At 50.6% G+C, this 13,606-nt stretch carries 14 protein-coding genes and 1 rRNA gene; 5 read left to right on the top strand and 10 right to left on the bottom strand.

Features of this window, described 5'->3' with window-relative positions; genetic code table 11:
- Window positions 1-116: 116 nt before the first annotated feature.
- Both CHU32_RS26790 and CHU32_RS26795 read left to right on the top strand, forming a co-directional pair.
- Window positions 117-1,055: a glycyl-radical enzyme activating protein gene (locus CHU32_RS26790; protein WP_103678786.1), complete on the top strand. Its 939-nt coding sequence runs from the start codon at window positions 117-119 to the stop codon at window positions 1,053-1,055.
- Window positions 1,056-1,106: 51 nt separating this feature from the next.
- On the top strand, window positions 1,107-1,703 hold the full coding sequence (locus CHU32_RS26795) for a TetR/AcrR family transcriptional regulator (RefSeq protein ID WP_133159300.1): 597 nt from the start codon (window positions 1,107-1,109) through the stop codon (window positions 1,701-1,703).
- Here CHU32_RS26795 and hemN read toward each other — a convergent pair.
- The 3 genes from hemN to CHU32_RS28370 form a co-directional block, all read right to left on the bottom strand.
- Complete coding sequence (hemN, locus tag CHU32_RS26800; protein WP_103678788.1) at window positions 1,689-3,062, bottom strand: oxygen-independent coproporphyrinogen III oxidase; 1,374 nt, start codon at window positions 3,060-3,062, stop codon at window positions 1,689-1,691. The two genes, CHU32_RS26795 and hemN, sit on opposite strands and share 15 nt — an antisense overlap.
- 188 nt (window positions 3,063-3,250) lie before the next feature.
- Window positions 3,251-3,754 carry a Der GTPase-activating protein YihI gene (gene yihI / locus CHU32_RS26810; protein ID WP_103678790.1) on the bottom strand — a complete coding sequence of 168 codons (504 nt, stop codon included), beginning with the start codon at window positions 3,752-3,754 and terminating at the stop codon, window positions 3,251-3,253.
- A 144-nt stretch (window positions 3,755-3,898) separates the two neighbouring features.
- Window positions 3,899-4,039, bottom strand: coding sequence for a hypothetical protein (locus CHU32_RS28370; RefSeq protein WP_176691720.1), 141 nt, complete (start codon window positions 4,037-4,039; stop codon window positions 3,899-3,901).
- 298 nt (window positions 4,040-4,337) lie between these two features.
- Between CHU32_RS28370 and yihA the strand changes: the two genes are divergently transcribed.
- The gene (yihA, locus tag CHU32_RS26815) at window positions 4,338-4,967 is read left to right on the top strand and encodes a ribosome biogenesis GTP-binding protein YihA/YsxC (RefSeq protein WP_176691722.1); all 630 of its coding nucleotides are present in this window, start codon (window positions 4,338-4,340) and stop codon (window positions 4,965-4,967) included.
- 82 nt (window positions 4,968-5,049) lie between these two features.
- Here the strand turns inward: yihA and spfP are convergent, their stop codons facing one another.
- From spfP to CHU32_RS26840, 6 genes are all read right to left on the bottom strand, one after another.
- On the bottom strand, window positions 5,050-5,097 hold the full coding sequence (gene spfP, locus CHU32_RS29040; RefSeq protein ID WP_071892919.1) for a small protein SpfP: 48 nt from the start codon (window positions 5,095-5,097) through the stop codon (window positions 5,050-5,052).
- Between the two features lie 165 nt (window positions 5,098-5,262).
- The gene (polA, locus tag CHU32_RS26820; protein WP_103678792.1) at window positions 5,263-8,049 is read right to left on the bottom strand and encodes a DNA polymerase I; all 2,787 of its coding nucleotides are present in this window, start codon (window positions 8,047-8,049) and stop codon (window positions 5,263-5,265) included.
- A gap of 375 nt (window positions 8,050-8,424) precedes the next feature.
- A complete protein-coding gene (locus CHU32_RS26825; RefSeq protein ID WP_176691721.1) occupies window positions 8,425-9,894 on the bottom strand; it encodes a YdgA family protein in 1,470 nt (489 codons plus the stop codon).
- 191 nt (window positions 9,895-10,085) lie between these two features.
- The gene (gene dsbA / locus CHU32_RS26830; RefSeq protein ID WP_103678794.1) at window positions 10,086-10,709 is read right to left on the bottom strand and encodes a thiol:disulfide interchange protein DsbA; all 624 of its coding nucleotides are present in this window, start codon (window positions 10,707-10,709) and stop codon (window positions 10,086-10,088) included.
- Between the two features lie 26 nt (window positions 10,710-10,735).
- The gene (locus CHU32_RS26835) at window positions 10,736-11,722 is read right to left on the bottom strand and encodes a serine/threonine protein kinase (protein ID WP_103678795.1); all 987 of its coding nucleotides are present in this window, start codon (window positions 11,720-11,722) and stop codon (window positions 10,736-10,738) included.
- Between the two features lie 74 nt (window positions 11,723-11,796).
- Window positions 11,797-12,066, bottom strand: coding sequence for a YihD family protein (locus tag CHU32_RS26840; RefSeq protein ID WP_103678796.1), 270 nt, complete (start codon window positions 12,064-12,066; stop codon window positions 11,797-11,799).
- Window positions 12,067-12,135: 69 nt separating this feature from the next.
- Here CHU32_RS26840 and mobA point away from each other — a divergent pair, with 69 nt between their 5' ends.
- Both mobA and mobB read left to right on the top strand, forming a co-directional pair.
- Window positions 12,136-12,720: a molybdenum cofactor guanylyltransferase MobA gene (gene mobA, locus CHU32_RS26845; protein ID WP_103678797.1), complete on the top strand. Its 585-nt coding sequence runs from the start codon at window positions 12,136-12,138 to the stop codon at window positions 12,718-12,720.
- A complete protein-coding gene (gene mobB / locus CHU32_RS26850) occupies window positions 12,702-13,232 on the top strand; it encodes a molybdopterin-guanine dinucleotide biosynthesis protein MobB (RefSeq protein ID WP_103678798.1) in 531 nt (176 codons plus the stop codon). The genes mobA and mobB overlap by 19 nt, the downstream gene beginning before the upstream one ends.
- A gap of 95 nt (window positions 13,233-13,327) precedes the next feature.
- On the opposite strand, the gene rrf is transcribed toward mobB, so the two are convergent.
- Window positions 13,328-13,443 (bottom strand): 5S ribosomal RNA (gene rrf, locus CHU32_RS26855).
- Window positions 13,444-13,606 lie beyond the last annotated feature (163 nt).

The raw sequence follows: 13,606 nt of genomic DNA on the forward strand, positions 1-13,606 counted from the left end.
GCTTGTCTATCATCTGTGTGTTCCCCCCACTTGGCGCGCTGCCTGCCCGCCCCCCCGGCTTTCACCCCCCTGGGGGGCCGGCTCCCGGGCCCCCCATCGCCACGGATGACTACGCCATGAAAACCAATGAAGACGTTGCGCTGATTTTTGATATCCAGGGGTTTTCCGTTCACGACGGTCCTGGCGGCAGGACGCTGATTTTTTTTAAAGGCTGCCCGCTACACTGCACCTGGTGCAGCAACCCGGAGGGCGAGTGCCGCAACCGGGAGGTGATGTTCCGCGAGGATAGCTGTAAGCAGTGCTATAACTGCGTGGAGCAATGTCCGCAGAAAGCCATTACGGTGTCATCCAACGGTAAGATTACTTTTGACCGCGCCTCTTGCCAGCAGTGCGAATCACTGGAATGTGTGGAATATTGCTATGACTCCGCACTGGGCATCGCCGGTAAGTATTACACCCAGCAGGAGCTAATTCGCAAAATCGAGCGCGACCGCCGTTTCTGGGGCAGCGGCGGCGGTATTACGCTGGGCGGCGGCGAAGTGATGAGTCAATACAAGTTTGCCGCTCGCTTTCTGGAACAGTGCCACCGCAATTACATCCACACCGCGATTGAGACGTCCGGCTACGCCTCATGGAGCCACTATGAAGAGGTGCTGAAACATACCGACTGGGTGTTTGTCGATATTAAACATATGGACGATGCCCGCCACCGGGAAGGCACTGGCGTGTCCAATACGCTTATACTTGAAAATATTGCGCTGATGGCCCGCCAGCAGGACGCCTTTCGGCTGATACCACGTGTTCCGGTGATCCCCGGTTTTAACGACGATGAGCAGAACATGCAGGCCACCGCGCGATTTTTGCAGCACAATGGCCTTACGGAAGTGAATTTATTGCCCTTTCACCGTCTGGGGTCCTCTAAATATACCCAGCTGGGCCGCCAGTATGACTTTGCGCAGACCGCTTCGCTCACTCAGCAGGCCTTGCAGGCAATGAAGGCTCATTTTGAAGCGAAGGCGATTCGTTGCTATGTAGGGAGCGATACTCCTTTCTGATCCCCCTCCGCTTTCTTATACTCTTTGGCAAAACGGAAGCGGAGAAACGACGTGCAGATTAAAAGAGGCCGGAAGCGGGACGACAGCGTAAGGGTGTCCATCCTGACTGCCATGCTGTCGCTGGTTGAAGAAGGCACCAGCTTCGCCCGCATTAACGTTGAACAGTTAGCCCGCCAGGCGGGCGTCAGCAAAACGACCATCTACAAGTGGTGGCCGGGCAAGGAGGATATTTTCTGCGAAGCGTTTTTGCGTCATGCCAGCGAGGCGCTTCCCATTCTGGGCTATGATGCCGGTAATCAGCATGATTTTTACGCACAATTCCTCGGCCGCATTATTGAAATGCGGGCTTTCCACCGCACGGCGGTCGCCAGGGTAATGACCGGACTGGCGCTGGAACATCCGCAAATCGCCCACCAGCTTAATGAAAAACACCAGCAACCACGTTTTCAGGCGATGCGTACTATCTTCGAAACCTGGTTTCTGGAACGAGCCTCGAAAGATGATATTACCTTTTTTCTGGAGATGAGCTTTTCGCTAATCTACAACTTTTCCGCCACCACCCGCGATGAAGACGTCGTGTCGCTAATACGTCGATTATTCCGCACCGTTTTTCCTCACTATGCGGAACTCGATTTAAATCACCCGTGAAAACTGCTGCATCCGCGCTTTTTGACGTAAATACGCATCAAAGCACATACAGATATTGCGGATCAGTAGCCGACCTTTTGCCGTTACCTGAATGGTCCGGGCAGTGATATCCACCAGCCCATCTTTTGCCAGCGGAGCCAGAAGCTTCAGGTCCTCAGCAAAATAGTCGCTAAAGTCCAGATCCCACTGGCCTTCAACGGCTTGCATATCGAGGCGGAAATTGCAGATCAGCGCTTTGATAACATCACGCCGAATGCAGTCGTCACGCGTTAAGGCAATGCCGCGCCACAGCGCATTGCCCTGCTCATCAACCTGCTGATAATACTGCTTCAGCTCTTTTTGGTTCTGGGCGTAGCAATCGCCAATCATACTGATGGCGGATACGCCCATGCCCAACAGGTCGGTATCGCCCTGCGTGGTATAGCCCTGGAAGTTACGGTGCAGGATACCTTCACGCTGGGCAATGGCCAGTTCGTTATCAGGACGGGCAAAATGATCCATGCCGATAAACTGATAGCCATTTTCCGTCAGCGAAGAGATGGTCTGCTGCAAAATATCCAGCTTTTGCTGCGCCGACGGTAAATCGGCATCTTTGATTTTGCGCTGCGCGGCAAACAGCGTCGGCAAATGCGCGTAGTTAAATACGCTGAGCCTGTCGGGATTGAGTTCCGCCACGCGTTGAAGCGTAAAGGCAAAGCTCTCCGGCGTTTGCTTTGGCAGGCCGTAAATTAAGTCGATATTGGTCGAGGTAAAGCCAATATCACGCGCGTGGTTGAGCAGTGCAAAGATAAATTCTTCATCCTGCTCACGATTGACCAGCCGCTGAACCTCTTTGTTGAAATCCTGCACGCCCATGCTCAGGCGGTTAAACCCTTCGGCGCGTAAATGATCGAGCACATCGAGTTCAATTTCCCGCGGATCAACCTCGATCGAGATTTCTGCATCGTCGTCAAAGGCGAAATTGGCACGCAGAAGCGTCATCAGGCGGCTGATTTGCGCTTTATTCAGATACGTTGGCGTACCGCCGCCCCAGTGAAGCTGGCTAACGTGACGCCCGGAAAATAGCGGCGCGCGGTGAATAATTTCCTGCTCCAGCGCGTCAAGATACTGGTCAGCTTTATGCTGCTGACGGGTAACGATTTTATTGCAGCCGCAGAAATAGCAAAGCTTATGGCAAAAGGGAATGTGGACATAGAGCGATAGCGGCCGCTCAGGGTAGCGTGCTACCGCGCGTAAAAAATCCGTCTCGCCAAAGTCTTCTGAAAACTCCAGCGCGGTGGGATAAGAAGTATAACGTGGCCCGGAATAATTATATTTTTGGATCAGGGCCAGATCCCAGTCGATTAACTGCTCAGACATGCTCACTCCTTCCGATGATGCCGACGGCGGGTACGATATACCGGCCGGACACCGTTTTTCGTTACCAGCCGGTTGCGCAGCCAGCGTTGACGCCGCGACAACCGCTGTAGTTTAACGAATAACCAGCCCAGATAACATATGACCGGAAGGAGTAGAAGCAGGACGGGCAGGCCGACCTGGTGCAAATGTTACTTTCCGCCCTTCAGCAGGCGCATCATGTCTTCCTGCTTCTCTGCCTCTTCCTCATCGTCTTCATCATCGTAGGAGAGGCCGAGTTTCTGCATCAGTTCATCAATACGGTCAAGTTTGGCATCGACCCAGGATTGCTCTTCAGCAGTCAGGGCCTCACCTTCTTCAAGACGTTCAAGCAGCGCGTCCAGGCGCTCATCGTTCTCCAGCATATCCAGCTCATCCTGCGGTGAAAGCATAGGTTTCTCGCTCTTCGGTTTGTGCTGCCTGGTGACTGGTGCGTCAGTAACGCCCAGCGGAATCGGTGTTTTACTGCCAATACGCGGATCTTTTTGCTGCTTTTGGCCTTTAGTGCCGGACGCGCCTTCACTGCCGGACGCACGGCTACCCGCCGAGTGACCACGGTGCTTTTTCTTGCGTTTGAGCGCACGCGCTTCCTGATTCAACTCTTCACGCGTTTTACGGTGAACTTTACTACGCGGTGCCGATGCTGGTTTTTTCATAATGTGAGATCTTTAAGCCGTTTTCTTTAGTATAGAATTGAGGCGGAATCTATCAGAAAGCAAGCAAAGAAAAAAGGCGACAGATTACTCTGTCGCCTTTTTTCCTGACTCACACCCTCAAGGGGCTCCACATTCCTTGTTTGCTTACAACCAACCCTGTTTTTCCCTTAGCTGGAACATTCCCTGTTGCAGTTCCATTTCCCTGTAAAACGTCTCCGGACGTTTGTCTTCCTGACAATCCTGCGTCTTCGCCTCCTGGCGCTCCTGACCCTCATCCTGAGTCATTAATCCTGTTGGCGTCCTCGCCTGTGAGTCACACTTTACCGTACTGTGATGGGTATACAAGGTACAGCGAGACGGATAGAAAGGTAATCGGAAAAAGCTTAAAAGCTAACAATATGATTTGTAATGATAAAAAAATTTAGCTTAGGGAAAAGATCCTGAGATTTCGTATAGTGACCATGGCTAATGTCTCACAAAGCGTAAGGCTTTGGCTTACATGGCCCGCGGGTCGAAAAAACAGTCTTTTTTCATTGTTCAGGTATAATCGCCACCAATGCCTGAATTAACGGAGACGGCCATTTTGACAAGTTTTAATTATCAACAAACGCACTTTGTCACCAGTGCACCGGATATTCGCCATCTTCCCGGCGATACCGGCATTGAAGTGGCTTTCGCTGGCCGCTCCAACGCGGGCAAATCCAGCGCCCTGAATACGCTGACCAACCAAAAAAACCTCGCGCGGACGTCTAAAACGCCAGGGCGTACCCAGCTCATTAACCTGTTTGAAGTTGCCGACGGTAAGCGCCTGGTTGACCTGCCGGGCTATGGCTATGCTGAAGTCCCTGAAGAAATGAAAATCAAGTGGCAGCGCGCGCTCGGAGAGTATCTGGAAAAACGCCAGTGTTTACAGGGCGTGGTGATCCTGATGGATATTCGTCATCCACTAAAAGATCTCGATCAGCAGATGATTGAGTGGGCGGTAGAAAGCAATATTCAGGTTCTGGTGCTGTTAACCAAAGCCGACAAACTGGCCAGCGGCGCACGTAAATCGCAGTTGAATATGGTCCGGGAAGCGGTGATTGCATTTAATGGCGACGTGCAGGTTGAAGCGTTTTCGTCGCTGAAGAAGCTGGGCGTGGATAAGCTGAAGCAGAAACTGGATAGCTGGTTTAGCGACCTTCCTCCGGTAACAGAAGAAAACGCAGAGTAAAGCAGGCGCGGCAGGGTCCGCGCTTTTTCTTACGCACAATAAAAAACGCCCCGGCCATTACTGACCGGGGCGGCTAAAATATTCAGCCAAATCCGATTACGTGAAGTAAAAGGTCTGAAAGATAGAACATCTTACCTCTGTACCCTACGCGAATAACTCTACTCTTTTTTTAGCCACCTGCGAAGCACTTTTTGTAGTTTTTTTTCATTCTTTACATACCGAATTCTAATGTTCATCACAAAACGCGATAAGTTATGTTGCTTACTTACGAGAAAACGCTTATTGCGGACGAACCTTAGTGAGCTTGATCCCAGTTTTCGCCGCTATCCACTTCCACCAGCAGTGGTACGTCAAGCTGGGTACAGTTTTCCATCAGCTCGTGGATCTTTTTCGATACCGCAGCAACGTCGTCTTTATGCACTTCGAACACCAGTTCATCGTGTACCTGCATGATCATCCGCACACGCGGTTTTTCCGCTTCCAGCCAGCCATCGACGGCAATCATCGCACGCTTGATAATGTCTGCCGCCGTACCCTGCATCGGGGCGTTAATAGCCGCACGCTCGGCACCTGCACGCCGCGCGGCGTTGCTGGATTTGATGTCCGGCAGGTAAAGGCGACGGCCATCCAGCGTTTCGACATAGCCTTTTTCCTTTGCCTGAGCGCGGGTGCGCTCCATATACTCCAGTACGCCAGGGTAGCGCTCGAAGTAGAGATCCATATACTTCTGCGATTCTTTACGCGGAATATTAAGCTGGCGTGACAGACCGAATGCGCTCATCCCGTAAATCAGGCCGAAGTTAATCGCTTTCGCGCTGCGGCGCTGTTCGTTGGAGACGCTTTCCAGCGGCAGGCCGAAAACTTCTGCCGCCGTCGCCCGGTGAATGTCTTTTCCTTCGGCAAATGCCGACAGCAAGCCTTTATCACGTGACAGATGCGCCATAATACGCAGCTCAATTTGCGAGTAGTCGGCAGAAACAATGACGTAATCCTTCGGCGCAATAAAGGCCTGACGGATGCGGCGTCCTTCGTCATTACGGACCGGAATGTTTTGCAGGTTCGGATCGGTTGATGAAAGCCGCCCGGTTGCCGTTACCGCCTGATGATAAGACGTATGAACGCGACCAGTTTTCGGGTTAATCATCAGCGGCAGCTTATCGGTATAGGTCGATTTCAGCTTCGCCAGACCGCGATATTCAAGGATCACTTTTGGCAGCGGATAATCCAGCGCCAGCTCTTCCAGCACGTCTTCTGAGGTAGACGGTGCACCACCCGGCGTTTTCTTCAGCGGCTTAATGCCCTGCTTTTCAAACAGGATCGTTTGCAGCTGTTTAGTGGAAGAGAGGTTAAACGGCTCGCCCGCGATGTCATGGGCCTTTTGCTCAAGCTCGGTCAGACGTAGCGCGATTTCGCCAGAGTGCTTATGCAGCACCGCCGGGTCGATTTTCACCCCGTTGCGCTCAATGCGGGAGATGACCGGCACCAGCGGCATTTCAATATTCTGGAAGATGTTGAGCGGACCGGCATGTTTTTGCAGTTCCGGCCACATTTTCAGGTGTAACTGCAATGTGACGTCAGCATCTTCCGCCGCGTAATGTCCCGCCTCTTCCAGTGCGATCTGGTTGAAAGTAAGCTGATTTTTGCCTTTACCGGCAATTTCTTCGAAGGAGACGGTCTTATGCTTCAGCCAGCGGTCAGACAGAGAATCCATATCATGACGACCTACCACGCTGTCCAGAGTGTAGGATTCCAGCATGGTGTCGAAAGCGATGCCGCGCAGTTCAATGCCGTAGTTTTGCAGGATACCGCGATCAAACTTCAGATTCTGCCCGACCTTCAGTAGCGTTTCATCTTCCAGCAGCGGCTTGAGTAACTCGAGCACGCGATCGCGGGATAGCTGATCAGGCGCATCAAGGTAATCATGCGCGACGGGTACATAAGCGGCCACGCCCGGCTCGGTCGCAAAGGAGATCCCCACCAGGTTAGCGCTGATATTATCCAGGCTGTCGGTTTCGGTATCAAAAGCAAATACCGGCGTACTTTTCAGTTTGGTAATCCAGCTTGCCAGCGTTTCTTCATCAAGAATGGTGACGTAATTTTCTGCGGAGAGCGTAGCCACGGAAGGCGTAACGTCCGCCTCTACCACCAGCGTTTCCTGCGGTTTTGCCGCCGGTTTAGCGCCTCTCGCCTGTAACCATTTGCCTGCTTCAACATCGGCAGACCAGCGTTTAAACTCATATTTTTTAAACAGCGCCAGCAGCTCTTCAACCGCGGGCTGCTGGACTTCAAGTTGTTCGCAAGTCAGCTCCAGCTCAACATCCGTTTTGATGGTCGCCAGCTGATAGGAGAGGTAAGCCACCTCTTTGTTCTGCTCAAGCTTCGCGGCCATGGTTTTGGCACCACGGAAAGAGAGACCGGCAATTTTTTCTGGCTCTGCGTAAAGCGTATCAAGGCCGCCCAGCCCCTGTAGCAATGCCTGGGCGGTTTTTTCGCCCACGCCGGGTACCCCGGGAATGTTATCTGAGGAGTCCCCCATTAGCGCCAGGAAGTCGATAATCAGCTCAGGCGGCACGCCATACTTAGTGGCCACTTCTTCCGGTCCGAGGATGGTGTTCGTCATAGTGTTGATGAGCGTAATGTTTGGCGTTACCAGCTGCGCCATATCTTTGTCGCCGGTGCTAATCAATACTGGACGTCCTGCTTTATCCGCTTCACGCGCCAGGGTGCCAATAACGTCATCTGCCTCAACGCCGGATACCGCCATGAGCGGCAGCCCCATCGCTTTCACCATCGCATGCAGCGGTTCAATTTGCGCGCGCAGATCATCCGGCATCGGGGGACGGTGGGATTTATAGTGCTCAAAGAGCTCATCGCGGAAGGTTTTACCTTTGGCATCAAAGACTACCACCGCATGGGTAGGCTGATATTGCATAATCAGGCTACGCAACATGTTGAGTACGCCGTACATTGCGCCCGTCGGTTCTCCGGCGCTATTGGTCAGAGGAGGAAACGCATGATAGGCCCGGTAAAGGTAAGAGGAGCCATCAACCAGGATGAGTGGGTTTTCTGAGATCTGAACCATAATTTCCATGCCTGTTTATCAGTTTATGGTTAAAGGATGCCACAGACAGGGTAAAAAACTTGAATTTTTCCCTCATATTGTTTGAAAAGAATTTTTGATCCTGAAGATCGATCGCAGACTTCTCTTGTGGATAACTTTGTGTATAGAATTTTATGCGCGTATAAAAATGAAAAATGACGGGACGTATATGCACATAAATTGCTTTATATTCATGGGATTATTCACGATCAAACAATATTACAGGATTAATGGTGGCAATTTAACCAATGTGGATATAAGTGCTATATTTTATGCCGTTTGAGAGGATTATCGTGACATATCTGACATTCGTTCAGGCTACCGTTTACCGCAGCCTGAACGATGCTTTAGAACAGATTAATGAGGGAGCCCAAGTTTGCCATATTGTTGGCGAAATTCTTCGAGGCTCATTTTTTTACCATTCAGCGTGATGTAACCCTGACGGTATTGCACGTCCATCTTGACGGTATTGTTTTCCATAGTGATGAGCTTAAACATATTTCCTAAGGCCACCAGACCATTAACAGCCTGCGTTGCCTGGGCTTTGGCGCTTTCTTCTGTTTTATGATCGGCGACGATAATGAAATTTTTACCGGTCTCAACAGCCATATCGACAGGTAGCACCAGCTTACCCGCAACATATTTGATCTGGCTATCCAAAGCTGCGGTTTCGCCTGCACTGGCATCCAGGGCTTTATTTGCGTCAGCCGCCTGGTAATCAAGATTTAACGTCGCTTCGCCTTTGGCATTTTTCCAGTTGATAAGCCACTTCACTTCCGGCTCGCCTTTTTTCAGTTTGCTGCCATGTGACATTATCAGGTTTGCTAACTTGCCACGAATATAGTCCGCATCCTCTTGCTGAGCAGGTGTGCTCGCAAGAATTTCTTTACCAAACTGACGGTAAGCTTTCATAAAATCGTTAAACGCGGCTGCATCTAACGACGCCAGGTCGAGGGCAATTTTCCCGCCGCCGAAGTCCTGCCCCTGGACGTTCAGTGAGGCGAGTGCATATTCAGCTTTGGCATCCAGCTTTTTATTATCAGCAGAAAGATCGCTATGCATGTTAAAACTCAGGTTTTTTACTTCAGCAACAGATTTTCCATTCGCACTCACGCTGATATTGTCGGCATTGACCTGCTGATCGCCCGTCATAAAATCAAACGGTGTCTTTTTAAGATGACCGGAAAGGGTGGTTACAGGAATAACGACTTCAGCGCCAGTCTGGCTTAAAACCGTAATTTTTTGGCTTTTAGCGTCGTAGTCAAAGGCGTCCAGGGCTGCGTTAGCATCGATATGGTAAACAGCGCCGTCGAACGTTAATAAACAGCTTTTATCCTTATATTCACCAGACGCAATGGTGATATCAGATGACGTTGCACCATCCCACGCAAAACTAACCTGCGCGCTTACCGGGCTTTTGCCTTTTGTTAAATCAAATAGCGGCTTTGTCAGCGCATTATTAACCAGAGACAGTTTAGCAGCAGCCATGGCTGGCAGAATGTTTCCAGAACCGATACGCGCGAGCGGGAAAGGACCATGATCGACATCGACATTAAGTTGCAGGCTCTGGCCAGGTTTAATGCCTGCGATATCAGCGTCTTTATCTGGCGTGATATCGAGAACAAAATGGCTACTGAACAAACCGCGATGAAAGTCTTTCACCGTTGAATGAATGTTTGCGCCCAGCTTCTTGCTGGCGTCGGCAGCGAGCTTATTAACCGCCACGTCGACATTCTTCTCAAGCTGTTTGCCGGTATACCAGGCACCACCAGTCCATACTATGCCAAGCGCAATAATCACGCCGACGGCGATTGTTGATTTTTTCATATTCATCATCCTTAATTAAATGACTCCAATAATTCACCAAACATATAAATAAAGCAATAAAAACAATCAGTTACATAGTACGTTACTATCGTTTTTTATGTGCTTATTGTCCAGCATTTATCCTTTTTTATTGCAGACATAAAAAACGCCTGAGGTATTCGCTCAGGCGTTTTTTGCTGATCAAAGCAGATTTATTTTTTCTCGACCAGTTGCTTCACGGTATCGGCATATTGCTGGATAAACACATCCATATTGCTGGTATCCATACCCTGCGGGTTAAGCTGGTATTTGCCGTTCACATACATTGCAGGCACGCCTTTCAGTTGCAGGTCGGCAGCAGCTTTTTCCTGCTGAGCTACCAATGATTTCACTACAAAGCTGTTCCAGGCAGCATCGTAATCCTCACCCTTAACACCGGCATCAACGAATACTTTACGAATATCGGCGACGGATTGTACCGTTTGTGTTTTCTGTACCGCATTAAACATCGGGGTCGTGATTTTGTCTTCCACGCCCAGTGCTACAGCCACCGCCCATGCTTGTGTCATTTCTTTACCCAGAGGGCCAAGGAACTCAACATGGTATTTGGTCATTTTCGTGCCCTGCGGCAGTTTTTGTTTGACGCTGTCGGAAACGTGTAACACTTGTTCAAACTCATAACAGTGCGGGCAATAGAAGGAGAAAAATTCCAGCACCTGGGGCTCTCCGGCGACCGGAGTATCAAGGGTTACATATTCCTTACCGTCAGTGATTTGCGCAGCAGATGCACTAAAAGCCAGAATCATACCTGCCAGTGCCAGCCAAATTTTTTTCATTGTTAACTCTCTCCTGAATATACTCATTAATACATTGGCGTTAATTGTAGAGGGGGTTCTTGTAAAACCCGAATTTGCTCGGTGAATATCTGCTTTTGTCTGTACCAGTAATCTTCTTCTGCAAGCCAGGGAAAATTGGCCGGAAAAGCAGGATCGTCCCAGCGACGGATCAACCATGCCAGATAATAAACCAGTCTCATGGCGCGCAGCGGTTCAATCAGTCCTAACTCATCAGTATTAAACTCACTGAACTCTTCATAGGCTTCAATGATGGTTTCCATCTGCATACGCTGTTCGGCTTTATCTCCGTTTAGCAGCATCCATAAATCCTGAATGGCTGGGCCATTACGTGCATCATCCAAATCGACAAACAGTGGTCCGTCGCGCCAGAGAATATTCCCGGCATGGCAATCACCGTGCAGACGTAATGATGTAAAACGATTATGCCATTGCGCATTCACAGCGTCGATTAACGCATCGGTGGTTTGCAGGAACGTTGCTTTTTGCGCGGCGGGGATGAGCGTACAGGTTTCTAATATCTGCCGCGGCACAATCAGGTATTCCTGTATGCCCATCGTCGGACGGAATTGAAAACGTTGTTTATGACCGGTCTGATGCAGGCGCCCAAGATAACGCCCCACCCACTCCATCTGATCCAGATTATCGGCTTCGAACTGACGTCCCCCCACGCTTGGGAAAACAGCATAGAAAAATCCCTGATGACTGAGCAGGGTGTGGTTATTAAATTCTAGCGGCGCGGCTACAGGTACATCATCGTGCTGAAGATCCAGCGCAAACTGGTGCTCCTCCTGAATCTGCTCTGCAGACCAGCGCTCAGGGCGATAGAATTTGACCACAAAGCGGCGGCGATCCTCATCCTGAAACTGATAAACCCGATTTTCGTAGCTATTAAGTGGCGTAAGGCCAGAGTCCACCCGAATACCCTGTTCGAACAGGGCATCCATAATGGTATCAGGGTGGAGCGTCTGGAATGTGAAAGCCTTGTCGTTCATCCTGGCAACCGAAAAAATACGAATGATTCAGGATATCATTTCAGAACGCGTTCGGAGGCTCCGCTTACAAGGTTTTACTCTTTAATTACGCCGCGGGCGCGAAGCAATGCAGTTTTGAAATCTTCTTCGTAATCTTTCTGGATACCCGGAATGACGGCGTCTTTCGACGAGTCACGCATTTTCAGGTGGTAGATCAGAATATCGTCAGACAGGTCAGCAAGATCGCCTTCATATCCTGACTCAGCGGCGAGTTTCTGTAAAAATTGGACGAGGTTTAATTCTGGCTCTTCTTGCCAGGCAGGCTGGAGAAGTTCGATTACTTCATTAAGACGTTTACATTTCATGTCAGGGCTCCTTACTCTTAGTTAAGACACGTTAGCAGGGTCAAACCCACAATAAAAGAGGCGATATCAGTGGATCAGGGTAGTGCAATAACAGGCGTGGTGCTGGCGGGGGGACGCTCAACACGGATGGGCGGCAAAGATAAGGGGCTTATTGAATTTAATGGCCAGCCTTTGTGGAAATGGGTCGCTGATAAACTGTCTGCACAAACAGGGAATGTGGTGATTAGTGCTAACCGTCATGTCGATATTTATCAGGCGAGTGGGCTGCGGGTGATCCCGGATTCGCTGGCAGATTTCCCCGGTCCACTGGCTGGGATGCTCTCAGTCATGCAACAGGTAAACGGCGATTGGTTTCTTTTTTGTCCTTGTGATACGCCTAATATTCCCGATGATTTGCTGCCACGTCTTAAGGGAGAAGTCGATGATGCTCCCGCAGTATGGGTAAACGATGGTGAACGCGATCATCCGGCAGTTGCACTTCTGCATCGATGTCTTGTTCCTTCATTGCAGCATTATCTTCAGGCGGGTGAGCGCCGCGTGATGGTATTTCTGCGCCAGAGCGGCGGGCATGCTGTCGATTTTAGTGATAATCCGGCGGCGTTTGTGAATGTGAATACACCTGAAGAATTAGCGTACTGGCAGGAGAAAGAATGATCCCCTTACTGGCGATTGCAGCGTGGAGTGGTACCGGCAAGACAACGCTGCTTAAGAAGCTGATCCCGGCACTGTGTGAACGAGGCATCCACCCCGGTCTGATTAAGCACACCCATCATAATATGGATATCGATACTCCCGGAAAGGACAGCTACGAGTTGCGTAAGGCAGGTGCCGCCCAGACAATGGTCGCCAGCCAGCAACGCTGGGCACTGATGACAGAAACCCCGGAAGAAAAAGCGCTGGACCTCGATTATCTGGTAGGCCGGATGGATCATTCCTCGCTGGATCTGGTGCTGGTTGAAGGTTTTAAGCAAGAGGAGATCGCAAAGATTGTGCTCTTCCGAAGCGGAGCCGGGCACGAGATCGATGAATTATTACTGGATGAATATGTGATTGCGGTTGCCAGCGATGTGCCGTTGGCCGTGGATGTCCCGGTACTGGATCTGGATGATATCGGGGAAATGGTGGAATTCATTGTGCGGTGGATGGCGGGCCTGAAGAAGCCTTGATGGTTTTGCCCGGTGACGCCGGGCTTCCGGAGCCCGGGAAAGATGCAGAAACGCAAAAAGCCCATCCTGACGGACGGGCTTTTCACTTGTCTGATGCCTGGCAGTTCCCTACTCTCGCATGGGGAGACCCCACACTACCATCGGCGCTACGGCGTTTCACTTCTGAGTTCGGCATGGGGTCAGGTGGGACCACCGCGCTAGTGCCGCCAGGCAAATTCTGTTATCAACACGTCCTCTGACCTGTCGATATAATCTGTATCAAAGCTGAAAATCTTTCTCTCAAATCCGCCAAAACACCTTCGGCGTTGTAAGGTTAAGCCTCACGGTTCATTAGTACCGGTTAGCTCAACGCATCGCTGCGCTTACACACCCGG

Source organism: Superficieibacter electus (assembly GCF_002915575.1).
In the GTDB taxonomy this organism is placed as follows: domain Bacteria; phylum Pseudomonadota; class Gammaproteobacteria; order Enterobacterales; family Enterobacteriaceae; genus Superficieibacter; species Superficieibacter electus.